Source organism: Sporosarcina ureilytica (genome assembly GCF_001753205.1).
Classification (GTDB): Bacteria; Bacillota; Bacilli; order Bacillales_A; family Planococcaceae; genus Sporosarcina; species Sporosarcina ureilytica.
Map to the genome: position 1 here is coordinate 1370817 of NZ_CP017560.1, position 25642 is coordinate 1396458.

Genomic DNA, 25642 nt, shown 5'->3' on the forward strand with positions numbered 1-25642 from the left:
TTGAAAAGGGGATGGGATGAAATGGAGTTTTTGTCTGTCGAACAAGAACAAGGGGTCGCAACAGTAACCATTAATAGACCGCCTGCCAACGCGTTAGCGCGTGCATTAATTCTCGAGATTAACGCGTTGCTCGACAAGGTTGAAAACGATGATAACGTCCGTGTGATTGTTCTGCGCGGAGAGGGAAGGTTTTTCTCGGCAGGTGCGGACATTAAGGAATTTACAGATGTTACGTCTGGCGAGGAGTTTACGAAACTAGCATCGAATGGACAAGAAGTTTTTGAACGACTTGAATGTTTCCATAAACCTGTCATTGCGGCCATTCACGGAGCGGCACTCGGCGGTGGCTTAGAACTGGCCATGGCTTGTCATATGCGTTTCGTCTCAGAAAATGCAAAACTTGGCTTGCCGGAATTACAACTAGGATTAATTCCTGGATTCGCGGGAACACAGCGACTGCCACGTTATGTGGGGATGCCGAAAGCTGCTGAAATGATGTTAACGAGTGACCCGATTTCTGGTAAAGAAGCAGTCGATTATGGGCTTGCGAATAAAGCGTTTTCAGAGGATGAACTCTTCGATAAGACTTCGGAAATCGCAAAGAAAATCGCTATGAAGAGCCCGATTGCAGTAAAAGCAGCTTTAGAAATGTTGCAATATGCAAAACCTTCTACTTATTATGAAGGTGTTAAAGCCGAGGCGAACTCTTTTGGAGAGGTGTTTGTTTCAGAAGATGCCAAAGAAGGAATTCAAGCATTTATTGAAAAGCGTGAACCAGTATTTCAAGGGAAATGACGAAAATAGCTGAGGAGGGTGTTATTAATGAATATTTATGTTTTGGTAAAACGTACTTTTGATACTGAGGAAAAAATTACAGTTAAAAATGGGGCAATTGTTGAAGATGGGGCGGAATTCATCATTAACCCATATGACGAATATGCAATTGAAGAAGCCATTACGGTTCGTGACGAGCACGGTGGGGAAGTCACTGTCATTACAATCGGTGATGAAGAAGCGGAAAAACAGCTCCGCACAGCTTTAGCAATGGGTGCAGATAAAGCAGTTTTAATTAATACTGATGATGATTTAGATGAAATGGATGAATTTACGGTTGCTAAAATTGTTTCAGAATACTTAAGTGATAAAGACGTAGATTTGGTTCTTGCAGGAAACGTTGCAATTGACGGTGGTTCAGGTCAAGTAGGCCCACGAGTTGCAGAAATGCTCGGCATAAACTATGTCACTACGATTACAAAACTAGAAATTGACGGTACGGACGTGAAAATTGTGCGTGACGTTGAAGGGGATTCTGAAGTAATCGAAACAGCACTTCCACTGTTAGTGACGGCACAACAAGGGTTAAACGAGCCACGTTATCCTTCATTGCCTGGTATTATGAAAGCAAAAAGAAAGCCACTTGAAGAACTCGAGCTTGATGATTTAGATATCGATGAGGACGATGTAGCAGCAAAAACTGAAACAGTTGATGTGTTCCTACCGCCTGCAAAAGAAGCAGGACGCATCCTCGAAGGTGAAATAGCAGATCAGGTGAAAAAACTTGTTGATTTACTGAAAAACGAAGCAAAAGTCATTTAATCTATTGATTGTAAAGGATAAAGTTGACTAACAAATCATCGCAATCTAGATTCATAAATTGATAGTTAATTGTACGAGTATTAGGAAGATGAGCGAGAAGTTCTTCTTCTTTTAAATCGGATATAGGAGGGACAGGGAATGTCAAAAAAGGTATTAGTACTTGGAGAAACACGTGATGGTGTTTTACGTAACGTATCATTTGAAGCAATCGCAGCAGCAAAACAAGTTTCAGCAGGTGGAGAAGTGGTTGGGGTACTACTTGGCGATTCCGTTCAATCACTTGGGGCAGAAATGATTCAATACGGTGCAGACCGTGTTGTAACTGTTGAACATGAAAAATTAAAACAATACACTTCAGATGGCTATAGCCAAGGGTTCATGGCAGTTTGTGAACAAGAGAACCCTGAAGCAATTGTTTTTGGACATACAGCATTAGGAAAAGATTTGTCGCCTAAAATAGCTAGTAAATTAGCGGCTGGCCTAATTTCAGATGTAACGGAAATCGAAGGGGAAGACGAAGATGCTTTATTCATCCGTCCAATTTATTCCGGAAAAGCATTTGAAAAAGTAAAGCACAAAGAAGGACTTCTGTTCATTACGGTACGTCCGAATAACATCGCGACATTGGAAAAAGACGCAAGCCGTTCAGGTGACGTTACTTCTGTCGATGTGGATGTAAAAGACTTACGTACAATTATTTCTGAAGTAGTTCGTAAAGCGACTGAAGGTGTCGACATGTCAGAAGCGAAAGTGGTTGTTGCTGGTGGACGTGGCGTGCGTAGTGCAGACGGCTTCAAGCCATTACAAGAACTTGCGGACCTATTAGGCGGTGCAATTGGTGCATCACGTGGTGCATGTGACGCGGATTACTGTGACTACTCCTTACAAATTGGTCAAACTGGTAAAGTCATCACACCGGACCTTTATATCGGTGTCGGAATTTCTGGTGCAATTCAGCATATGGCAGGGATGTCAAACTCCAAAGTGATTGTAGCCATTAACAAAGATCCAGAGGCAGAAATTTTCAAGGTAGCAGACTACGGCATCGTAGGTGACTTATTCGAAGTCGTTCCGATGATGATTGAAGAGGTTAAGAAATTAAAGGTTCATGCATAAATCATTAATCTAAAAGGGAAGTCTTCTTTGTAGAGGACTTTCTTTTTTATGTTCATATTGGGGAGGTGATTCAACTGTGTTCTTGGCATACTGGGGAATCGATAGAGCTGCTTTTGTCACGTAAAGCATGATGATTCGAATATAGTAAGGACAGGATTAGTGAATAGGCATATTTTTCGCGGCTTGTTTTTGTGCATGTTACAATACAGAAGAGTTGTAAATCAAAGGAGGAAGTTTTGAAATGGCAATTATTAATGCGACAGATAAAGACTTTGCAGAAAACATTGCAGAAGGTGTTGTACTTGTTGACTTTTGGGCACCTTGGTGCGGACCTTGTAAAATGATTGCTCCAGTATTAGAGGAGCTTGACGGTGAAATCGAAGGAAAAGCAAAAATCGTAAAAGTTGATGTAGACGATAACCAGGAAACGGCAGGAAAATATGGAATTATGTCAATTCCTACACTTCTTCTTTTCAAAGATGGCGAAATCGTTGAAAAAGTTGTTGGTTTCCAACCAAAAGATGCGTTAGCGCAATTAATTGAAAAGCACGCATAAATTAAAAGACACAATTTGAACGATGTTATTTGAATGTCAGTTCTTTCAAGTCACCGGGGCCTTTTTAAGGAGCCCCGGTTTTTTACATCAAGCTCCGGGCACCAGATACTAGAAGGCTTGGAAGTTGCGGTTTGGCTTATGCCTGACGTATCTAAGTAGGCGCCCTACGCTTTAATTAGTAGGTGAGAAAAAATGAATGATTTATTAAATGAAAAGCTAGCGATTTTACCTGAACATCCCGGCTGTTATTTAATGAAAGACCGACAAGGGACAGTCATTTACGTCGGTAAAGCGAAGGTGTTGAGGCAACGCGTTCGCAGTTACTTCACGGGCAGCCATGATGGGAAAACGCAAAGGCTTGTGAGTGAAATTGTTGATTTTGAAACGATTATTACGTCTTCAGATATTGAAGCGCTTATTTTAGAATTAAATTTAATTAAACAATATGATCCAAAATATAACGTCATGTTGAAAGATGATAAATCGTATCCTTACTTAAAAATTACAGCTGAACGTCATCCAAGATTACTCATTACAAGACGTGTGAAAAATGACAAAGGAAAGTACTTTGGTCCCTATCCGAACGCTTTCGCGGCGGGCGAGACGAAGAAGTTATTGGACCGAATTTATCCATATCGTAAATGCCAAACATTGCCGACCAGATCATGTCTGTATTATCATCTGGGTCAATGTTTAGCCCCTTGTATTCAAGAGGTGGAAGAAGAAACTTATAAAGAAATGATTGCAAACATTACTCGTTTTTTAAATGGCGGGTATAAAAGCGTGAAAAAAGAATTGACGGAAAAAATGAAAGAGGCGGCGGAAGCTTTAGAGTTTGAACGGGCAAAAGAGTACCGTGACCAAATTACGAATATCGAAATGGTGATGGAAAAACAATCGATGGCGATGAATGACTTTACGGACCGTGATATTTTTGGCTATGCGGTAGATAAGGGCTGGATGTGTGTCCAAGTGTTTTTTGTCCGCCAAGGTAAGCTGATTGAGCGAGATGTCTCGATTTTTCCTTTATATAAAGATCCAGAAGAAGAATTATTAACTTTTATCGGTCAGTTTTACGGAAAGTCAGACCATTTAATTCCAAAAGAAATATTATTACCTCCCGACGTGGATGCGGACATTGTAAAGCAATTATTAAACGTACAAGTATTTATTCCACAAAGAGGAAAGAAGAAAGACCTTGTTCAGTTGGCGATGAAAAATGCACGGATTTCATTGTCAGAAAAGTTTCAGTTAATCGAACGAAAAGAAGAACGAACGATTGGTGCTTGTGAAGAACTTGGTGAAGCGATGAATATTGCTGTTCCGCATCGTATTGAGGCATTTGACAACTCGCATACGCACGGAGTGGATCCTGTATCTGCAATGGTTTCTTTTGTTGACGGAAAGCCGAATCGTAAAGATTACCGTAAGTATAAAACGAAAACGGCCGCGATGCACGATGACTATGGTGCGATGCGTGAAGTTGTGAGAAGGCGTTATGTACGTGTTTTAAAAGAAGATTTACCACTGCCTGATTTGGTAATCATTGATGGCGGAAAAGGCCAAATGGAAGTAGCGCGGGAAGTCATTGAAGATGAATTAGGCTTATCGATTCCGATTGCCGGACTGGCAAAAGACGATAAGCATCAAACGTCACAACTTCTTTACGGTAATCCAGCCGAACTGATTCCGTTAAAGAGAACGAGTGAGGCCTTTTATTTGTTGCAACGAATTCAAGACGAAGTGCATCGATTTGCAATTACATTCCACCGTCAACGAAGAGGAGCAAATACGATAACTTCTTCTTTGGACAACATTCCAGGCATTGGACCGAAAAGAAAAATGGCCCTGCTTAAACATTTTGGCTCTGTGAAAAAAATTCGTGAAGCATCGGCTGAAGAACTCCAAAAAGCTGGATTGCCAGAAAAGCTAGCTGAATCTGTGGAAATATATTTCCAGAAAGAATTGCCAGAAAATAAGTAATATGTTAGAGTGAAGACACTGAATTATTCACTAAATGATTGTATTATCATTTTAGTGAGGATAGAGGCGCAAATATTAAAAGTATTCTTCAAGAAGGGAACAGCCTAGCGATTGAAGAAGAAAGGGGTATTTGCCGAAGCGGGTAATCGAACTGTTATCGAGTACTTGCTGGATTTCCGTTGAATAAGCGGGAGTCTGTCAGGATATTTTTACCTGGAGAGCTATCCCGTAGGAGACACTGTTTTTTTGTGTACACTCTAATCGGACCAGCTCTCATTTATTAAATGAGGGCTGTTTTTGCGTTTCAGGGGAAAGTGGGTGGAGATTTTGGAGAAGATTGTAATGAAGTTTGGTGGAACGTCGGTTGCCAATGAAGAAAGAATTGAAAGGGCAGCTTCCTTAATTATTGAAGAAGTAAATAAAGGGAAACAAGTGGCTGTTGTTGTGTCTGCAATGGGAAAAACGACAGATAAATTACTAGCGCTTGCAGCAGATATTCATCCAGATGCGGAAAAACGTGAATTGGATATGTTGCTTGCAACGGGTGAACAAGTGACTGCCTCTTTATTAGCGATGGCAATTTCCGCGAAAGGAGTTGCATCCAAATCGTTTACCGGGTGGCAAGCAGGCATTAGAACGGAATCGATTCATAGTAACGCGCGTATTGAAGACGTCGATGCGAAAAAAGTAGTGGATACCCTAGAATCAGGCGCAGTGGCGGTCATCGCAGGGTTTCAGGGCATCGATCAAGACGCCGAAGTAACCACGCTTGGCCGGGGCGGCTCGGACACGAGTGCAGTAGCGGTCGCAATTGCAATCAATGCCTCCACATGCGATATTTATACGGACGTTGAAGGGGTTTTCACGACAGATCCGAGGATGATAGAAGAGGCAACAAAATTAAATGAAATCTCTTATGATGAAATGCTTGAATTAGCAAATTTAGGTGCGGGCGTACTTCACCCGCGCGCGATTGAGTTTGCAAAAAATCATCAAATGCCGCTTCGTGTAAGACCGGCACATATGAACGGCGAAGGCACGATGATTAAGGAGGAAATTGAAATGGAAAATAATCTTATCGTACGTGGAGTTGCTTTTGAAGAAGACATCGTACGCATTACAATTATGTACGACACCCCTTACAATGGGTCGCTTGCCAATATATTTACTGCGCTCGCGGAACAGCAAGTGAACGTAGACATAATTGTTCAAACGATCATGGATGGTGAGCAACCATCTGTTTCATTTTCAATTAAAAATGAAGACTTTGCAAAAGCGATGAATGTGCTAGAGATGAATAAAGAAGAACTTGGTTATAAACGAGCAGATTTCGAAGTGGGATTGGCTAAAGTCTCTATTGTAGGCAGCGGAATGGTTTCGAATCCTGGCGTGGCGGCGCACATGTTTGATGCATTACGCGATGCGTCAATTCCCATTAAGATGGTTAGTACATCTGAAATTAAAGTATCAGTCGTCATTCCTACTATGTATATGAAAGAGGCAGTCGCTGTGTTACATAAAACATTTGAGCTTGGGCATGTAGGGTAGGGTAATTTAAAAATCGTTGAAAGAGGTGTCAAACCTTTTTCAACGATTTTTAATGTGAGAAACTTATACTGTTTCTTTTTTATCCCACGCTAAATGGAAAGTAATCGATTGATCGTTACGCTTAGAATCCGCATAACACTCTGTAAGCATACCGTTCAGTTTTTGATATTGCTCAGCAAGAAACCCAGCTTCTAATTGGAAATTTCGATCGCTAATTTTTAAGTTTTCACCAGGACTAATTAATTGATAAAAGGCCTCTTTTTTTGACGTTTTTTCAAGTTGTAGTTGCCCCCAACCAGCTTCAAGGAAAAAAGAAGGGATTTCTTCCATGCTGAAAACTGGGAATTTACGAGCAATTTCTTTACCAGCCCAGTAAAGAATATCACCTTCGTGTTTGCCAAGAATACTTGGCAATACATGGTCTCGAATTAATTCATAACCGAATTGGGTCGGTCCCCCGTATGTATGATTCTCCACAATTTATTACACCTTTCTAAGTTGTCCTGTCTATAATTCTTCTGTGATATTATCTAGTTTACTAAGAAAACACTTAAAAATTACGTAAATTTAATAGAAGTGTTTAATTTAAATAGTTTAATAATAGTAAACTATTAACATTTTTGTGTGATTAAGCGGTTCAGTACCTTGACCTCTTTAAAACGTACGAGTACAATAGTATATGCTATATCATTGTACCATGAAGAGGGATTGGGTCAATATTTCTTCAGTTTTTTCAATGACGAATTATGAAACCGATTTCTTCAGTAATAAGGGAGGGTAAAAGACTTGACGAGAGAATCTGATTTTTTTGTGCGCCGCCTTCATTCTTTGCTAGGGATTATTCCCGTTGGACTTTTTCTAGTTCAACACTTGGTCATTAACCATTTTGCGACACGAGGACCAGAAGCGTTTAACCAAGCTTCAGACTTTATGGGGAATCTACCATTCGTACTATTTTTGGAATGGTTTATTATCTACATCCCATTAATGTTCCACGCGTTTTATGGTGTATACATAGCATTTACGGCAAAGAATAACGTTCAACGCTACGGTACGTTCCGTAACTGGATGTTCATGTTGCAAAGAATTACGGGGGTATTCCTAGTAATCTTTATCGCATGGCACATCTGGGAAACAAGAATTCAAAAAGCTTTAGGAGCGGAAGTGAACTACGACATGATGGCGGATATTTTTGCAAATCCGTTCATGATTGCGTTTTATATCGCGGGTGTAGTTGCAGCATCGTTCCACTTGTTCAACGGAGTGTGGGGTGTCCTTGTTACTTGGGGAATTGCTCAGTCACCACGTTCACAGCAAATCGTTACGTACATCACGATGGCAGCTTTCGTAATTCTTACTATTATTGGTCTCCAAGCTATCTTTGCATTCATTTAATTGATTAGTAATCTTTGAATTGATTCGTTTATTTTAAATTTTGAGGAGTGAAACATTCATGACAAAAAGCAGAATGATTGTTGTCGGCGGCGGTCTTGCCGGCCTGATGGCGGTCATCAAAGCAGCAGAGGAAGGTGTACCGGTTGACCTGTTCTCAATTGTCCCGGTAAAACGTTCCCACTCCGTATGTGCCCAAGGTGGGATTAACGGTGCGGTAAACACGAAAGGGGAAGGCGACTCGCCTGCAATCCATTTCGACGATACTGTATACGGTGGAGACTTTTTAGCGAACCAACCTCCCGTACAAGCAATGACAGAAGCAGCTCCAGAAATTATTCACTTATTTGACCGTATGGGCGTTATGTTCAACCGTACGCCAGAAGGTTTACTAGATTTCAGACGTTTCGGCGGAACGCTTCATCACCGTACCGCATTTGCGGGTGCAACGACTGGACAACAACTTCTATACGCGCTAGACGAGCAAGTACGTCGTTATGAAGTAGAAGGCCTTGTACAAAAGTACGAGCATTGGGAGTTCCTAGGTGCAATTCTTGACGACGAAGGAATTTGTCGTGGAATTAAAGCGCAAAATATGCACACGATGGAAATCGAGTCCTTTAAAGGCGATGCAGTCATTATGGCTACAGGTGGCCCTGGAATTATTTTCGGAAAATCTACGAACTCTGTCATTAACACAGGTTCAGCGGCGTCAATCGTATACCAACAAGGTGCTTACTATGCAAATGGTGAGTTCATCCAAATTCACCCAACAGCGATTCCTGGAGACGATAAACTACGTCTTATGAGTGAGTCAGCACGTGGTGAAGGTGGACGAGTATGGACATATAAAGACGGGAAACCTTGGTACTTCCTAGAAGAGAAGTATCCAGATTACGGTAACCTAGTTCCACGAGATATTGCAACACGTGAAATCTTTGATGTGTGTGTCAACCAAAAGCTAGGCATTAACGGTGAGAACATGGTTTACCTAGACCTATCTCATAAAGACCCGAAAGAACTTGATATTAAGCTAGGTGGAATTATCGAAATCTATGAGAAGTTCATGGGTGACGATCCACGTAAAGTACCGATGAAAATCTTCCCGGCGGTTCACTATTCAATGGGTGGTCTATGGGTTGATTACGATCAGCACACGAATATCCCAGGCTTATTTGCCGCGGGTGAAGTTGATTACTCACAACATGGTGCAAACCGTTTAGGTGCTAACTCTTTATTATCTGCTGTTTACGGCGGAATGGTAGCAGGACCGAAAGCTGTTGAATATATGAAAGGCTTGAAGAAAACAGCAGAAGACATTTCTTCATCTGTGTTCGATTCCGCGATTAAAGAAGAGCAAGCGAAATGGGATGCTACGCTAAAAATGGACGGAACGGAAAACGCTTACCTACTTCATAAAGAGCTTGGTGAGTGGATGACAAACAACGTAACTGTTGTTCGCTACAACGACCGTCTAAAACAAACAGATGAAAAGATTCTTGAACTTCTAGAAAGATATGAAAATATTAACATGACTGATACGCAACAATGGTCTAACCAAGGTGCAACTTTCACGCGTCAGCTGAAAAACATGTTGTACTTAGCAAGAGTTATCACAATCGGTGCGCTACAGCGTGACGAAAGTCGTGGGGCACATTATAAACCAGACTTCCCTGAGCGTGATGACGAAAACTTTATGAAAACGACGATGGCGAAATTTGACGGACAATCAGCACCGATTTTCCATTACGAAGACATCGATGTGTCACTCATCCCGCCACGTAAACGCGATTACTCCACAAAGAAAGGAGATTAACGTAAATGAGCGAGCAAACTGCTACAGCACAAAAAACAATTAAATTTGAAATTCGTCGTCAAGATACAGCAAACTCAACTCCATATTGGGAGAAGTTCGAAGTAGAATATAGACCAAATATGAACGTAATTTCCGCTCTAATGGAAATTCAACGTAACCCTGTCAACGCAGATGGCAAAAAGACGTCACCTGTTACTTGGGAAATGGTATGTCTTGAAGAGGTTTGTGGTGCATGTTCAATGGTGATTAACGGACGTCCGCGTCAATCATGTACAGCGCTTATTGACCAATTAACACAGCCAATTAAACTAGAGCCAATGGCAACATTCCCAGTTGTCCGTGACCTAGTCGTTGACCGTAACGTGATGTTTGATTCATTGAAAAAAGTTAAAGCATGGGTACCAATCGATGGTACATACTCTCTAGGTGAAGGACCACGTATGCCAGAACGTAAACGTCAATGGGCATATGAATTGTCAAAATGTATGACGTGCGGTGTGTGCTTGGAAGCATGTCCGAACGTTAATGATAAAACAGACTTTGTTGGTCCAGCGATTTTATCTCAAGTACGTCTATTTAACACGCATCCAACAGGTGCAATGAACAAAGACGAAAGACTACGTACGTTAATGACGGATGGCGGAATTGCTGAGTGTGGGAACTCACAAAACTGTGTGGTTGCCTGTCCAAAGGGGATTCCACTTACGACGTCAATCGCAGCACTTAACCGTGCAACGTCTATCCAAATGTTCAAAGACTTCTTCGGAAGCGACCATATGGTAGATTAATAATAAATAAAATCCTATCTCAACGCAATATTGAGATAGGATTTTTTAGCTTTTTAAATCTTTGGTTTTCTCTAAAGGTATATAGAATAATCTGATATTGTAGTATAATGAATGAGTATTCACTAACTTATAGGGAAGAAGGGTTGAGAAATGAAAGCATCTTATATTAACGATTTCGAATCATGGTCCTCAGAATTTACATATGCAATCCCGTTAACCGTTCGATTTTCAGACGTTGATATGTATGGAATTGTGAATAATGCAGTAATCATCTCTTATTTAGAATATGCGCGAATTGAATATTTTAAGGCGATAGGGCTGATGGGGAATTGGATGGATTCCGAGGCAACGATCGTTCCTGTCATAGCTGACATACAATGTGACTATGTGAAGCCGATTCAATATGATGAAAACCTTGCGATTTATGTTAAAGTCGAAACAGTTGGCACATCTTCTATCGACATTCACTATCTTGGAAAAAATGATGCTGAGGAAATTGTTTTTACGGGAAGAAGTACGATGGTTCAAATAAATAAAGGAACCGGTAAAGGTTTTCCGTGGTCTGAAGAAGAGAAGTTGATTTTTGTTAATGGAATAGGGGGAAAGCCGTCACGACCTGCGAAACTTTCACATATTTTAAGGTGAAAGTGGATAGGAGGGGCGAGTCTTGAATGATGGACCGAAACATCGATCGTTGCTGACGGGAAGAGAACGTGAAATTTTTAATTTGCTTATTGAAGACCAGACAACAAAAGAAATTGCAAGTCAACTAGGTATCAGTGAAAAAACTGTTCGAAATCACATATCTAATACGATTCAAAAGCTCGGAGTTTCAGGTAGAGCGCAAGCCATAATAGAGTTATTGCGACTTGGGGAATTACATTTGCGATGAAATTTGTTGCCTTCAGGAGCAAAAAAAGGGAGAATAGAATTACAGTAATCGGTTTTCAGGGAGTTGGTTAACTTGACGGAACGGATAGCATCGACAAATCATGATGAAAAAGAAGTGGCGCGTATGGAAAAAGAGTTAAGATACGTTGCTGCGATTATCAAACATAATGGACGAAAAATCTTAAAAAATTATACCATCACACCTCCTCAATTTGTTGCGCTGCAATGGTTATTTGAACACGGGGATATGACAATTGGTGATTTATCTAATAAAATGTTCCTCGCATTCAGTACAACGACAGATTTAGTTGACAGAATGGAGAATAATCATTTGGTAAAGCGGATACGCGATAATAAAGATCGACGTGTCGTTAGAATTCAACTCCTTGCGGAAGGAGAGCGTGTTATTGAAGAAGTAATCGATAAACGGCGCCATTATTTAAATTCGGTGTTGTCCGATTTCGACGAGGCAGAAGTACAACAACTCTCTCAATTGCTGTCAAAACTTCATCAAGAGATGAAGAAAGATTGGAAAGAGGATTGAGGGATTCATAATGGTTAAACCAATCGGAGTTATTGACTCGGGAGTCGGAGGGCTTACTGTAGTCAAAGAAATGCTAAACATCTTGCCAAATGAATCGATTGTTTATTTAGGAGACGATAAACGCTGTCCATATGGTTCACGATCAGAGGAAGAGGTTCGAAAGTTTACGATTGAAATGGTTGAAAGACTTTCGGAGATGGACATTAAAATGCTGGTCATTGCCTGTAATACGGCAACCGCAGTCGCATTGGATACGATTCGTCAACTGTTTAGCTTTCCAGTCATTGGCGTCGTGGTTCCTGGCGCTCGTGCGGCTGTGACAAATTCAACGACACAACAAATAGCAGTGCTTGGCACGACTCGTACAATTGAAAGTGGTGCGTACAGTGATGAAATCGTACGCCAATCGCCTGACGCAGTCGTTTATCCACTTGCTTGTCCTGATTTTGTCCCGATTGTTGAAAGTGGTCAATACAAATCAGAAAATGCAAGGTTTATTATAGATCGAACGTTGCAAAATTTAGTGGAGAAAGATTTCGATGTGGCAATTTTAGGGTGTACACATTATCCCCTTTTAGAGGGGCATATTCAAAGTTGTCTCCCAGAACATGTACAAATTATTTCATCTGCAGTGGAGACCGTTAGAGACGTCGAAAAAGAATTAGATGCTAAAGGAATTAGAAATGCGAAGTTTACAGAAGGAAATGTTTTATTTTATACGACAGGTCCTAGTGAAAATTTCAAGACAATCGTTACAGATTGGCTTCGCTTAGATAATCCTGATGTTAGAAAGATTACTTTACCGTAAAATCCGGTGCGCCTACTAGTGGGCGGCCGGTTTTTTGCTTTCGTAAAAGACTGTATGATAAAGTAGTACCCTATAGAACAAAATGTGTAATGAATATTAGTTGTTCAACGATAGAAGCTTTTATAGTGATTTTTGGAAAATATTTGCTTATTGCAAAGGAAAATAAAATGATGGAGTGATTTATATGACAAGACATGATAATCGAGCGGGAAATGAATTGAGACCTGTCACGATTGAAACAGATTACTTAATTCACCCTGAGGGTTCTGTACTTATTTCAGTTGGGAATACAAAGGTCATTTGTACGGCAACGATTGAAGACCGTGTTCCGCCTTTTTTAAGAGGTAGCGGGAAAGGGTGGGTAACAGCTGAGTATTCAATGCTTCCACGTGCTACGGGGCAGCGTACGCAGCGTGAAGCAACAAGAGGAAAGCTTGGCGGCCGTACGATGGAGATTCAACGACTGATTGGACGAGCTCTACGTGCGGTAACGGATTTGGAAGCTCTTGGTGAGCGTACAATTTGGGTGGACTGTGACGTTATCCAAGCGGATGGGGGAACACGTACTGCCTCCATTACTGGTGCGTTCGTTGCGATGGTAATAGCCGTGGAGAAGGTTGTTGAGCAACATGGTTTGAAAAAATTCCCGATTACGGACTTTTTAGCCGCGACGAGTGTCGGGGTAATTGAAGAAGATCAGCTCGTACTTGACTTGAATTATATTGAAGATTCCGCGGCGGCTGTTGATATGAACGTCGTCATGACGGGGGAAGGCGCTTTTGTAGAGCTGCAAGGTACTGGTGAAGAGGCGACGTTTACACGGGATGAAATGAATGGTCTCGTTTCACTTGCGGAGGAAGGCATTGAACAATTATTTGCGCTCCAAAAAGAAGTGCTTGGACCGATTGCACAGCGTATCGGCGAAGAGGCAGGCGGAGAAGTTTGAAAGAAGTATTGATTGCGACGAATAATAAAGGAAAGCGTAAAGATTTCGAAGCATTATTTCATCCGCTTGGCATCAACGTGTTAACGTTACAAGATATTGAAGAAATGATTGATGTAGAAGAAACAGGGACGACTTTTGAAGAGAATGCCATTTTAAAAGCTGAAACCGTTGCGAACTTACTTGGCAAAACGGTTATTGCTGACGATAGTGGACTCGAAATAGATGCCCTAGACGGTGCGCCTGGCGTTTATTCTGCACGTTATGCTGGGAATGACAGTACTGATGAGTTGAACATTGATAAAGCGTTACGAGCACTCGAGGGCGTCCCTGGCGATAAACGTACAGCGCGTTTTCGATGTGTGTTAGCTGTAGCGGGCCCGATGATGGAGACAACAGTGTTTTCGGGAAGTTGTGAAGGAGTTATTACCGAAGCGCGACGCGGAACCAACGGCTTTGGCTACGACCCGATTTTTTATGTGCCATCAAAAGACCGAACGATGGCTGAATTAACTGCAGAGGAAAAAAGTAAGATTTCTCATCGAGGTGCAGCATTAAAAAAATTACAAGCTGAACTCTCGACAATGATTCAAAAGGTAGGAGAACAAATTGAAGATAATCGTAATGAGTGATTCACATGGAGATAAAACGACGATAGAAAAAGTAGTGTCACAACAAGCGGATGCCTATTTTCACTGCGGTGATAGCGAATTAACCTATCATGATCCGGTATTTCAATCGATGTACAAAGTGGCTGGTAACTGTGATTTGGATAGTGAGTATCCAGATGAAGTGACAACGACTGAAGGTGGAAAGGAAATTTTCATGGTACATGGTCACCGCCATGACGTGAAAGGTTCCATGATGGGGATGTATTACAGTGCGAAAGAGAAAGAAGTAGACATCGCTTTATTTGGACATTCACATGTATATGGTGCAGAGATGAAGGATGGCATTTTATTTGTCAATCCGGGCAGTACAATGCTTCCGAGAGGCGGGAATCCTGCTACTTATGCGGTGATCGAGTTGGGCGAGAAAGTAGTTGTGACATTTAAGGATTTAAATCATGAAATCGTGGATTCGATAGAATTCTAAAAAGCATAAAGTAATGTGTCGTGTCATAGTATAATCGTGATAACAAAAATAAGGTCCAAACCTGACTTTTCGGGGAAGGGCCTTTTTTATAAGTAAATATAATTGAATGATAATCTATTATGTAGTGCTCGATGTCTGAATTCCCGCGCGAATTATCAATAGTAAATGTTAGGGAGGTCAAGAAGGTGAGCGCCGAGTTATCGGTCGAAATCATTTCGGATGATATAAACAACATTACGATTGCGATTCTATTAAAAGGTCGACTCATTAGTATTGTTTCTGGCAATGCGGACATAGTATTCGCGGAATTAACTAAATTGTTCAGAGGTGTTAAGGTGCTGTCTTGCTAAAAGTATGAGAGCTTGTAAAGCAATTCGAAGTAGTACACTAATGTTTTCGAATCAGTCATAAAGTTACTTCATTAAAATGTCAGAATTGTTTTGTTGGATTGTGTTCAAATATGTTAGAATTAAAATAAAGATGATTATAAGAAATAGAGGTAAGTTATATGAATTCGATAACTGAAGAAAATTTTAAGCCACGTAATTATAAACCTGCCATCATTATTTTAACGATTGTTTTAATCAGTGCAATCGTCATTTTACTAAGATTGCCCGGTGTTAAAGATTTCGATGCGTTCGATGTGACAATTTTACCTTTAATGAATGCAATCCTTAACGCGTGTTCATTTATCTTTCTACTTGCGGCATTGATTGCGATTTTAAACGGAAATGTCAAAGTGCATCAACGATTTATATATGCAGCGCTACTTTCCACCTTATTATTTTTAATTATATACGTAATCTTTCACTTTATCGCTTCTGCCACTTCTTATGGCGGAGACGGATTTATGAAGATATTTTATTATTTCATACTCGTTACCCATATTCTTTTTGCTATAGCAAATATTCCGTTAATGTTAACGAGTGTGACAAGTGCTTGGAATCGCAACAATGCGTTTCATAAGAAGCTCTCGCGTTGGACGATGCCCATTTGGTTGTACGTTAGTTTTTCTGGTGTGTTAGTTTATTTGTTGATTAGACCTTATTACTAATCTAGAATGTGTGTTTGTTCTGTTTAGGCAGTAAAGAGAAGATATATGAAGGATTAACCATGGGGGTGGGGAATCCTTCTGGATACAACATGGTAAGTGTAAGCTTATGAAGAACGTCTATCGTTCATCGAGAAACAAAAATTTGCTATCAAAGAGTGATTTAAAGCGCTTCTATGTGGGTGTTCGATTGTTTAGATAAAATGAAATACAAAGAAATTAAATTTATTGCTGCATTTTGTTTCCATTTTGCTGAAAAGGTGTTATAGTTATTCATGGTTATCAAATAGATGGCAGAAGTTACTGCAAGACAGGCACTTTTTATAGTCAAAAATAGATTTTAAAAAACATTTTTACTTTTTTATAAAAAAGTGTTGACATCCTCTAGATGATTATCGTATAATAGTATTTGTCGTTGAGGTCATTGAAATTAATTCAAGAAGACGAACGCGGTACATAAAACATGTCCCAGTAGCTCAGCTGGATAGAGCAACAGCCTTCTAAGCTGTGGGTCAGGGGTTCGAATCCCTTCTGGGACGTCCATAAAAAGCCTACGAACATAAAGTTCGTAGGCTTTTTTGTTTCGTGAGAATTAGCTGGTTCAATATTAAATTGGGTTGCGTCGATTTTCGGTCAATGAGTTGAATAGCTTGTCGAAATATTCCTTACGTATGTTCAGTTGCTCTAAATTTACTTTTAGAAGTGCATGCCTGTAAATGTTGGCTGATGTTCCAATTTTTGGCATGACCTGCACTTACCTGTACAGCTATTGAGGGAATGCTTTTTCTGCTTCAAAGACTAAAGAAGATTATCGTAGGTCGTTTTGCTAATGGCGAATGATAACTTTTAATAACATCGGACAGAAAATTTGTCCGCTAGTGAATGTGCTTATTGTAAGCTATTTTAAGAAAAACTGCTATAATAGCATCCAGAGTAACCACTCGAGAGGTTACATGCGTGGAGAATGCCATAGGTTAAGCGATAGCAGTCTTCAAATCTATATCAATGACTTCATCGCAAAGCTGATAGCACAAATTGCTAAAAGTCCGATAATCCCGGTACATTCGTTGTTCCCACTCCATCACATATGCCGTGTAAATACAATGGAGATGTGTGCGACGAGCGCATGTAATTGTTGCGATGGAACTCTTCTGCAAGGTAAAGTAGCGACATGGCCAATTTGATGAAAACCTCAAAGCTTCAGCTGATGCCATCTGTTCGAATGATTTTAGCATCGTAAGGGATGTATCTGTACTGAGCGCATCTAGTTATCCGCTTTTCGTCTTTGCAATCACGGAACTATGGTTTAGACCGGTTTTTTCGGTGCGGAACTTTAGTTAATAAATTTTTCTATTAAATTATTTATCTAAAAGGGGATTACTATTATGTGCGGATTTAACGCAGTATTAGCAAGAAGTACGAAAAATGCTCCAAGCAGTATCGGTCCATATTCACAAACTGTAGCTTTCTCTCATTACAATTATCTATCAGCTCAATTACCATTGGATGCAAAAACTGGTGAATTAATAGCTGGTGGCATAAAAGAGCAGGCTGAACAGTGCTTAAAAAATATCAAGGCAATTGTAGATAGCATCGATCATGTTATGAGCGATATTGTTAAAATCACTGTATTTGTTAAGGATATAAATGATGCCTATGCTGTAGACGAAGTTTATAATACATTTTTCCCAACCTATGTTCCAGCACGGACGATGGTCGAAGTTGCAGCGTTACCTATGGATGCATTAGTGCAAATTGAAGCACTTGTCTCAAATGGTGAAGGGACAATTCCAAACGCTCCACAAGCAGGCGACCTTATTAAGCTTACAAATAACACAGAAAATGCACCGACAAGTCTTTTGTCTACACAAACTGTGTCATTCTCTCATTACAATAATCTTTCGGCTCAATTACCGATTGATCCGAAAACTGGAAGATTGGTAGCTGGCGGTGTGAAAGAGCAGACTGGACAGTGCTTGAAAAATATCAAGGCAATATTAGAAAGTATCGATGTTCCTTTTGACGATATTGTTAAAATTAATATCTACCTTAAAAACCTTTCGGATATTGAAGCTGTAAATGAAGTTTATACAACATTTTTCCCGGACTCGGCTATCGCTAGGTCCGCAGCCTATGTTCCTGCACGTACAACAGTTGCAGCCTCAGCTTTACCTATGGATGCTTTGGTACAAATTGAAGCAGTGGTATCGCATGGAGATGGTACACCTCCGCAAGCTGTTGAAGATAGACATGGAATCGTTATATGGGCAAACAACACTGAAAATGCACCAAAGAGTTCTCTATCTACACAAACTGTAGCTTTCTCTCATTACAATCACCTATCAGCTCAATTACCATTGGATGCAAAAACTGGTGAATTGGTAGCTGGCGGCGTAAAAGAGCAGGCTGAACAGTGCTTGAAAAATATCAAGGCAATTGTAGAAAGTATCGACCACGTTATGGATGATGTGGTTAATGTAAATATCTTCGTTAAAAACATTGCAGATATTGATGCTATAGACGAAGTTTACACAACGTTCTTCCCGGGTGGTATTCCTGCACGAAGAACTGTTGGTGTATCAGCTTTACCTAAAGATGCTTTAGTTCAAATCGATGCAGTGGTATCAAACGCTGAAGGAACACCTCCGAAAGCATAATAAACATTTGTATAACAGGATAGGAATCATCTTTTTTGTTATCAATGCTGATGATAAGTGTAAAATGGCATACTATACAAAAACAGGGGCTGTCTAAAACGAAAAATGAGGCAGCCCCTGTCAACGTAGATGAAAAGGCATCAAGGCTTTAGCTGATTATGGCAGAAATCTTGATGCTTTTTTTAGTTTCTGTGCATAATAAAAAATGGCTTAGTTTTTGAACCTATATGATTAAATCTTTATTAAGGGTGAAACCTAAGCTTTGAGGTCGAATACTTTTGGGGAGTTTGTTCAGTTTATTGCCATTAGTTAGAAGCAGTAACTCAACTTTCATACTTTGATCTGCTCTTATAAAAAATTCATTATCCGTAGTCTTCCGATTTATTCGAGCTAATTTTTTGTAGGATAAAACATTATTCAGGATTTGGGCACTTATCGTCGTAATTCGGTTAGCTCATCGTTATAAATCCTGAAAATCACTCGCTTTCTAAGGTTGGTAATGAGGTGTGATTATAAATGTTTTAAAGTCGGGCTAGCGGGAGTATTCGGAAAAAATTTGATTTGGGCATTTCCTATTAGAATCCTTTTAATGAATATGGATTTATGTTATACATATATTCGTCGGGTTCTTTTCTTTAGTGTTTAGTTTGTAAAATTCACTATACAAGAAAAGATCCTCTTTTCATGTTTATGAATCTACCGTGCATTCGCTTGGATTCCAGTTCATTAAAGTTCAAATTCACCAACAGGTTTTTGACTTAAGTGAATCGGGTACAGTTTAATCACCTATAAACATTTTACTCTTATTACATGAAGTTAAAATGATATAAGCATTATTATTCTCTTGCCTGCCGTCAGTGAAGGCGTGGATATGCCTGAAATTCTGAGCTATTATTCCTTAAGAAGATATAAACTGCTAAATACATATTTTCAAATGAAAAATCGTACTGAAAAAAGTCATGGTTATTTTTATTGGAAATAGGTTTGATTTAAAGTTGTTTGGGGAAGGTATGTTCATAATGCTTTGAATGCTAGGAGAAATAAAAGGAAGGTGATGGGACGCAAGTGCCGCGGATGAAAACGAAGCCTTCTTACGTAGGAGTCAGAAAACGTGAAGTTCTAAATCGTGCAGCAACGCGATTATATAGACGTTTATGTCAGAATGATTATTAATGAAAATTAATCATTAGGTAGTCATTTGCCGGCGTAAAAAGGGTGCGGATTGACAAATTAGTGAAGTCAAAAGTAAATCATTGCATGAAATGAAACTTATGTAGTACAATCAATTTTGGAATGATGACATTCGACATTTTATGACATCATTCGAGTTAAGTGTAAAGGAGGAAAAATACATTGCATTTAAATCCAGCAGAAAAAGAAAAATTACAAATTTTTCTAGCGAGCGAATTAGCTCTTAAGCGTAAAGCAAGAGGTCTCAAGTTGAACTATCCGGAAGCAGTTGCGATCATCACAAGTTACATTATGGAGGGTGCGCGTGACGGTAAGACGGTAGCGATGCTAATGGAAGAAGGAAAACACGTACTTACGAGGGACGATGTTATGGAAGGTGTACCAGAAATGATTGATGATATTCAAGCAGAGGCTACTTTCCCAGATGGAACAAAACTCGTAACCGTTCACAATCCAATTTCTTAAATAAATATCACAAAAATTTAAGAAGGCATTGATAATAGGAGGGAAGCAAAAAGTGAGTAATAATAATGGTTATATTATACCCGGCGAATACCGAGTAGCCGAAGGTGAAATCGAAATCAACGCTGGTCGTGCGAAAACAACGATTCGCGTATCAAATACTGGAGACCGTCCAATCCAGGTCGGCTCACACATTCACTTTGTTGAAGTGAACAAGGATCTTTTATTTGACCGTGCGGAAACAATTGGTAAGAGACTTAACATTCCATCCGGTACTGCAGCTCGTTTTGAGCCAGGTGAAGAGATGGAAGTTGAATTAACGGAACTTGGTGGGAACCGTGAAGTTTACGGAATCTCAGATTTAACAAATGGTTCTGTTGATAATAAAGAGCTAATTCTTCAGAGAGCAAGAGAATTAGGCTATAAAGGAGTTGAATGATAAGTGAAAATCAATAGACAGCAGTATGCTGAAAGTTACGGTCCAACTGTTGGTGACCAAGTTCGCCTCGCAGATACGGATCTTTGGATTGAAGTAGAGAAAGACTTCACCGTTTACGGAGATGAAACAAACTTCGGTGGCGGTAAAGTATTACGTGAAGGTATGGGAGAAAACGGTACATACACTCGTACTGAAAATGTGCTTGATCTTCTTCTTACAAATGCACTTATCCTTGACTATACAGGAATTTACAAGGCAGATATCGGTGTGAAAGACGGTTACATCGTTGGTATCGGTAAAGGTGGTAACCCAGACATTATGGATGGCGTTACACCAAATATGATTGTTGGTACAGCTACAGAAGTTATTGCTGCAGAAGGTAAGATTGTAACAGCTGGTGGAATTGACACACACGTTCACTTCATCAACCCAGATCAAGTTGATGTTGCACTAGCTAACGGAATTACAACTTTATTCGGTGGCGGTACTGGACCAGCAGAAGGTTCTAAAGCAACAACAGTAACACCAGGACCTTGGAACATTGAAAAAATGCTAAAATCGACAGAAGGACTTCCAATTAACGTTGGTATCCTAGGAAAAGGACATGCTTCATCTATTGCTCCAATTATGGAACAAATTGATGCGGGTGCAGCAGGTCTGAAAATTCACGAGGACTGGGGTGCAACACCGGCATCTATCGACCGTAGCTTGACAGTTGCTGATGAAGCTGACATCCAAGTTGCAATTCACTCCGATACATTGAACGAAGCAGGTTTCCTAGAGGATACACTTCGTGCAATCGACGGCCGTGTAATTCACTCATTCCACGTTGAAGGTGCGGGTGGCGGACACGCTCCTGACATTATGGCAATGGCTGGACATCCAAACGTATTGCCTTCATCAACGAATCCGACAAGACCATTTACGGTTAACACAATCGATGAGCACCTTGACATGCTTATGGTTTGTCACCACTTAAAGCAAAATATTCCTGAGGACGTTGCATTCGCAGACTCAAGAATTCGTCCAGAAACAATTGCTGCTGAAGATATTCTACATGACCTAGGTATTATCAGTATGATGTCAACAGACGCACTTGCAATGGGACGTGCTGGAGAAATGGTACTAAGAACATGGCAAACTGCTGACAAAATGAAGAAACAACGCGGTCCATTAGCTGAAGAAAAGAACGGTTCAGACAACATGCGTGCTAAGCGTTACGTATCTAAATACACAATTAACCCTGCAATTGCACAAGGTATCTCTCATGAAGTTGGTTCAATTGAAGAAGGTAAATTCGCTGACCTAGTTCTTTGGGAGCCGAAATTCTTTGGCGTAAAAGCAGATCGTGTAATTAAAGGCGGAATCATCGCTTATGCACAAATTGGTGACCCAAGTGCTTCCATTCCGACGCCACAACCAGTTATGGGACGTCGTATGTACGGTACAGTTGGTGACCTAATTTATGATACAAACATTACATTCATGTCTAAGAGCTCAATTCAGCAAGGTGTACCTGCGAAACTTGGCTTGAAGCGCCGTATCGGAACAGTTAAAAACTGCCGTAACATCGGTAAGAAGGACATGAAATGGAATGACGTAACTACGGAAATCGACATTAATCCAGAGACGTATGAAGTTAAGGTTGATGGCGAAGTACTTACATGTGAACCAGTTTCAGAACTACCAATGGCTCAAAGATATTTCTTGTTCTAAAATAGAATACTTCTATGTGAATTGTTGCACAATTGATTCGTGCAACAATTCACAAAAACAAAGGAGGATCTTGACTTGCTAATTACGAAGATAGTCGGAAACATCGACGATTCTAAGTCATCAGACAAAAAGGTTGACTGGCTTGAATTAGAGTGGGAAGACTTAAACAAAAGAATCTTGCGTAAGGAAACAGAAAACGGTACGGATGTTGCAATCAAATTAGAAAGCAGCGGTTCCCTTCGTTATGGGGATGTATTGTTTGAAGATGAAAATACGCTAATTGCCATTCGGACAAAGCTGGAAAAAGTCTATGTTATCAAACCAAAGACGATGCAAGAAATGGGTAAAATGGCATTCGAAATCGGCAATCGTCACACGATGTGTATTATTGAAGATGACGAAATTCTCGTCCGTTATGACCAAACGCTTGAGAAATTGATTGATGAAGTGGGGGTTTCTTATGAACAATCAGAGAGAAGGTTCAAAGAACCATTCAAATACAGAGGTCACCAACACTAATCCTTGGCTACTACATCTTATTCAAATTCACGATACGGCGTTTCCAACTGGAAGTTTTGCACATTCATTCGGAATGGAGACGTATATTCAAGAAGGCGACATAAGTAATGCAGATAGTTTAAAGGAATTTTGTAACATGTATCTCCGCCAAAATCTAGCTTCAACGGATGCTATCATCGTTAAGGAAGCCTATCGTCTTGCTAAAGAAAATGATTTGCAAGGTCTGATTCGATTGGAGAATATATGTCATGCCATCAAGCTTTCACCTGAAACAAGAAAGGGTAGCATGATGATGGGACGTCAGTTTTTACAAACTGTACAACCGCTAAATGATAGTGAGTTATTTACGCGTTGGTATGAAAAATTAAAAAACAAGGAAATTAAGAGCCATTATCCTGTCGTATATGGTATCTATACGGCTATGTTAGGTGTAGATCTAAGGACATCGCTTGAAACGTTTCTATATTCGTCAATAACATCTATTGTTCAAAATGGTGTTCGAGCTATTCCGCTTGGTCAAAATAGTGGAGTGCAAACGATCTTTTCCTTGTTGCCTATTATCCAAGAGACAACAAATCGTGTGATGACTTTAGATTTAGAGCATCTTGATAATAATTCAATTGGCCTTGAAATCGCATCAATGCAACATGAATTCCTTCATTCACGCTTGTTTATTTCATAAATAAAATATCGTGAAATATAGGATCATGGATAAGTATATTCCTGCTTCCAGACCGTGGTCATAGTATCCGGTATTGGACGGTAGGAAATAAAAAACTTATGTAAAAGCACTCGCATTTAAGGTACTCTAAAAGTAATCAAACATTTGACGTTATTGTGATATCCATATTCGTAAATAACCATTTCAAACATATTACTTAGACTAGGAGATTGTGATTATGAAAACAATACACCTTGGCATTGGCGGACCAGTAGGGTCCGGTAAAACTACGCTTGTTAAAACACTTTCAGAAGCACTGAAAGAAGAATACAACATTGCAGTTATTACAAATGATATTTACACGCGAGAAGACGCGAATTATCTGATTAACGAGAACATTCTTGAAGAGGACCGTATTATCGGTGTTGAAACAGGAGGTTGTCCTCACACAGCGATTCGTGAAGATGCGTCAATGAACTTTGAAGCGATTGAAGAGTTGAAAAATCGTTTTGATGATCTTGATATCATTCTACTTGAGAGCGGTGGCGACAATTTATCGGCAACATTTAGCCCTGAATTGGTCGATGCATTTATTTATGTAATTGATGTTTCCGAAGGTGGCGACATTCCTAGAAAAGGTGGACCAGGCGTTACTCGCTCTGATTTCCTTATGGTAAATAAAACTGAACTTGCTCCATACGTCGGCGTAGATCTAGATACAATGAAAAATGATACAATCAAAGCAAGAAACGGAAGACCGTTTACATTTGCTAATATTAAAACGAAAAAAGGTCTAGATGAGATCATTGCATGGATCAAATCTGATTTGTTCTTAGAAGGGAAAACCAATGAATCTGCAAGCGAGTCCAAATAAACGACCAAAGCATGACGGCCGTTTATCAATGGAATTTCAATATCGGGGGAACAAAACGGTTTTATCAAATTGTTACCAAAATCCTCCGCTTAGAGCTAGCCGACCATTGTATATTAATCCCGCTAATCGATCTGAAGCGACGGTATATCTAGTGGAAACATCAGGCGGAATCGTAGAAGGAGACCACAACGTCTTTGAAATCGATATAAAAGAGGGAGCGGATGTATGTCTCATTCCGCAATCCGCAACAAAAATCTATCCTTCTTATAATGATATTTGGAGTTCGCAAAACATGGACATATCGATCGGTCCAAAAGCGAGTCTTTCCTTTAAAACGGAAGCCCTTATTCCATTTGAGCAGGCGAGATTTAACGGTAAAACTGTTATTCAAATGGCAAAAGATTCCACTTTACTATGGGGAGATATTCTGTCCCCAGGGCGTGTTGCACGTGGCGAAGTGTTTGAATACACTGATGTCAGAACAAATTTTCAAGTCTGGGTAGACGACGAGTGTTTGATTTACGATCCACTTCTTATTTCTAAAGACAACATGGGTCTTAAAAACATGGGTATGCTTGAAGAACATTTATTCATAGGATCAATGTGGTTCGTTACACCTACAATCGAGGATTTCGATATTAGGGAATTAAATGAGCGACTTCAAGAATCTCCACATTCTAAAGCTAGTGCTTCAATGCTTGAAGGAAAAGCTGTGAACGTTAGATGGTTAGCATCAGACTTGGTTGACTTAAAAAAGGAAATGCATCGTATTTGGGATGAATTTGCCAGCTATATCGTTTAAAATTATTTAAGCAATTTTGTTGTGCATTCCTTGTTGCTATAAATCAGTTAATTGATTATTCAATCAGGCCCTATAGAACAGAAGAAAATGTCCATTATAAAATAACGAGTCTCATTGGAGACGAACACTGTCTTACAATGAGATGAGGTTTTATAATGGTGCACCTATTGTAAAATAGCAATATTAAACAACAC

At 39.9% G+C, this 25642-nt stretch carries 27 protein-coding genes, 1 tRNA gene and 1 riboswitch; of the genes, 27 read left to right on the forward strand and 1 reads right to left on the reverse strand.

The window, feature by feature from the left end; translation table 11 throughout:
• Nucleotides 1-21: 21 nt before the first annotated feature.
• From BI350_RS06915 to BI350_RS06940, 6 genes are all read left to right on the forward strand, one after another.
• Nucleotides 22-795, forward strand: a complete 774-nt coding sequence (locus BI350_RS06915) for an enoyl-CoA hydratase (protein WP_075527429.1) — start codon at nt 22-24, stop codon at nt 793-795.
• Nucleotides 796-822: 27 nt separating this feature from the next.
• On the forward strand, nt 823-1596 hold the full coding sequence (locus BI350_RS06920) for an electron transfer flavoprotein subunit beta/FixA family protein (RefSeq protein ID WP_075527430.1): 774 nt from the start codon (nt 823-825) through the stop codon (nt 1594-1596).
• Between the two features lie 138 nt (nt 1597-1734).
• On the forward strand, nt 1735-2712 hold the full coding sequence (locus tag BI350_RS06925; RefSeq protein ID WP_075527431.1) for an electron transfer flavoprotein subunit alpha/FixB family protein: 978 nt from the start codon (nt 1735-1737) through the stop codon (nt 2710-2712).
• A 241-nt stretch (nt 2713-2953) separates the two neighbouring features.
• A complete protein-coding gene (gene trxA / locus BI350_RS06930) occupies nt 2954-3268 on the forward strand; it encodes a thioredoxin (RefSeq protein WP_075527432.1) in 315 nt (104 codons plus the stop codon).
• 192 nt (nt 3269-3460) lie between these two features.
• Entirely contained in the window at nt 3461-5251 is a 1791-nt protein-coding gene (gene uvrC, locus BI350_RS06935) for an excinuclease ABC subunit UvrC (protein ID WP_075527433.1), read from the forward strand.
• A gap of 53 nt (nt 5252-5304) precedes the next feature.
• A riboswitch (Lysine riboswitch) is annotated at nt 5305-5483 on the forward strand.
• 95 nt (nt 5484-5578) lie between these two features.
• Nucleotides 5579-6799, forward strand: a complete 1221-nt coding sequence (locus tag BI350_RS06940) for an aspartate kinase (RefSeq protein WP_155767483.1) — start codon at nt 5579-5581, stop codon at nt 6797-6799.
• Between the two features lie 63 nt (nt 6800-6862).
• Here BI350_RS06940 and BI350_RS06945 read toward each other — a convergent pair whose 3' ends face one another.
• Nucleotides 6863-7276 carry a YslB family protein gene (locus BI350_RS06945; protein ID WP_075527434.1) on the reverse strand — a complete coding sequence of 138 codons (414 nt, stop codon included), beginning with the start codon at nt 7274-7276 and terminating at the stop codon, nt 6863-6865.
• Between the two features lie 309 nt (nt 7277-7585).
• Here BI350_RS06945 and BI350_RS06950 point away from each other — a divergent pair, with 309 nt between their 5' ends.
• From BI350_RS06950 to BI350_RS07045, 21 genes are all read left to right on the forward strand, one after another.
• Nucleotides 7586-8194: a succinate dehydrogenase cytochrome b558 subunit gene (locus BI350_RS06950; protein WP_075527435.1), complete on the forward strand. Its 609-nt coding sequence runs from the start codon at nt 7586-7588 to the stop codon at nt 8192-8194.
• Between the two features lie 58 nt (nt 8195-8252).
• Complete coding sequence (gene sdhA, locus BI350_RS06955) at nt 8253-10007, forward strand: succinate dehydrogenase flavoprotein subunit (protein WP_075527436.1); 1755 nt, start codon at nt 8253-8255, stop codon at nt 10005-10007.
• Nucleotides 10008-10012: 5 nt separating this feature from the next.
• Complete coding sequence (sdhB, locus tag BI350_RS06960) at nt 10013-10795, forward strand: succinate dehydrogenase iron-sulfur subunit (RefSeq protein ID WP_075527437.1); 783 nt, start codon at nt 10013-10015, stop codon at nt 10793-10795.
• 150 nt (nt 10796-10945) lie between these two features.
• Nucleotides 10946-11440: an acyl-CoA thioesterase gene (locus tag BI350_RS06965; protein WP_075527438.1), complete on the forward strand. Its 495-nt coding sequence runs from the start codon at nt 10946-10948 to the stop codon at nt 11438-11440.
• Nucleotides 11441-11462: 22 nt separating this feature from the next.
• Nucleotides 11463-11687, forward strand: coding sequence for a helix-turn-helix domain-containing protein (locus BI350_RS06970; RefSeq protein ID WP_075527439.1), 225 nt, complete (start codon nt 11463-11465; stop codon nt 11685-11687).
• Between the two features lie 123 nt (nt 11688-11810).
• Nucleotides 11811-12230: a MarR family winged helix-turn-helix transcriptional regulator gene (locus BI350_RS06975; RefSeq protein WP_211117200.1), complete on the forward strand. Its 420-nt coding sequence runs from the start codon at nt 11811-11813 to the stop codon at nt 12228-12230.
• A 10-nt stretch (nt 12231-12240) separates the two neighbouring features.
• Nucleotides 12241-13038: a glutamate racemase gene (gene racE, locus BI350_RS06980; RefSeq protein ID WP_075527441.1), complete on the forward strand. Its 798-nt coding sequence runs from the start codon at nt 12241-12243 to the stop codon at nt 13036-13038.
• 184 nt (nt 13039-13222) lie between these two features.
• Nucleotides 13223-13984: a ribonuclease PH gene (rph, locus tag BI350_RS06985; protein ID WP_075527442.1), complete on the forward strand. Its 762-nt coding sequence runs from the start codon at nt 13223-13225 to the stop codon at nt 13982-13984.
• On the forward strand, nt 13981-14613 hold the full coding sequence (locus tag BI350_RS06990; protein ID WP_075527443.1) for an XTP/dITP diphosphatase: 633 nt from the start codon (nt 13981-13983) through the stop codon (nt 14611-14613). The genes rph and BI350_RS06990 overlap by 4 nt, the downstream gene beginning before the upstream one ends.
• The gene (locus BI350_RS06995; protein ID WP_075527444.1) at nt 14591-15076 is read left to right on the forward strand and encodes a metallophosphoesterase; all 486 of its coding nucleotides are present in this window, start codon (nt 14591-14593) and stop codon (nt 15074-15076) included. The genes BI350_RS06990 and BI350_RS06995 overlap by 23 nt, the downstream gene beginning before the upstream one ends.
• Before the next feature lie 185 nt (nt 15077-15261).
• Nucleotides 15262-15426, forward strand: a complete 165-nt coding sequence (locus BI350_RS16875) for a hypothetical protein (protein WP_155767484.1) — start codon at nt 15262-15264, stop codon at nt 15424-15426.
• A 158-nt stretch (nt 15427-15584) separates the two neighbouring features.
• Nucleotides 15585-16130 (forward strand): DUF420 domain-containing protein, encoded by a 546-nt coding sequence (locus BI350_RS07000; protein WP_075527445.1) that lies wholly within the window; start codon nt 15585-15587, stop codon nt 16128-16130.
• A 462-nt stretch (nt 16131-16592) separates the two neighbouring features.
• A tRNA-Arg gene (locus BI350_RS07005) sits at nt 16593-16666 on the forward strand.
• Between the two features lie 846 nt (nt 16667-17512).
• The gene (locus BI350_RS07010) at nt 17513-18784 is read left to right on the forward strand and encodes a RidA family protein (protein WP_075527446.1); all 1272 of its coding nucleotides are present in this window, start codon (nt 17513-17515) and stop codon (nt 18782-18784) included.
• 1353 nt (nt 18785-20137) lie between these two features.
• Nucleotides 20138-20440, forward strand: coding sequence for an urease subunit gamma (gene ureA / locus BI350_RS07015; protein WP_075527447.1), 303 nt, complete (start codon nt 20138-20140; stop codon nt 20438-20440).
• A gap of 73 nt (nt 20441-20513) precedes the next feature.
• Nucleotides 20514-20876 (forward strand): urease subunit beta, encoded by a 363-nt coding sequence (locus tag BI350_RS07020; RefSeq protein WP_075529281.1) that lies wholly within the window; start codon nt 20514-20516, stop codon nt 20874-20876.
• A gap of 3 nt (nt 20877-20879) precedes the next feature.
• Nucleotides 20880-22592 carry an urease subunit alpha gene (ureC, locus tag BI350_RS07025; protein ID WP_075527448.1) on the forward strand — a complete coding sequence of 571 codons (1713 nt, stop codon included), beginning with the start codon at nt 20880-20882 and terminating at the stop codon, nt 22590-22592.
• Nucleotides 22593-22667: 75 nt separating this feature from the next.
• Nucleotides 22668-23111 carry an urease accessory protein UreE gene (locus BI350_RS07030; protein WP_075527449.1) on the forward strand — a complete coding sequence of 148 codons (444 nt, stop codon included), beginning with the start codon at nt 22668-22670 and terminating at the stop codon, nt 23109-23111.
• Nucleotides 23053-23793, forward strand: a complete 741-nt coding sequence (locus BI350_RS07035; RefSeq protein ID WP_245698309.1) for an urease accessory protein UreF — start codon at nt 23053-23055, stop codon at nt 23791-23793. The genes BI350_RS07030 and BI350_RS07035 overlap by 59 nt, the downstream gene beginning before the upstream one ends.
• A 217-nt stretch (nt 23794-24010) precedes the next feature.
• Nucleotides 24011-24646, forward strand: coding sequence for an urease accessory protein UreG (gene ureG, locus BI350_RS07040; RefSeq protein ID WP_075527450.1), 636 nt, complete (start codon nt 24011-24013; stop codon nt 24644-24646).
• The gene (locus tag BI350_RS07045; RefSeq protein ID WP_075527451.1) at nt 24621-25448 is read left to right on the forward strand and encodes an urease accessory protein UreD; all 828 of its coding nucleotides are present in this window, start codon (nt 24621-24623) and stop codon (nt 25446-25448) included. The genes ureG and BI350_RS07045 overlap by 26 nt, the downstream gene beginning before the upstream one ends.
• The last annotated feature ends 194 nt before the right edge of the window (nt 25449-25642 follow it).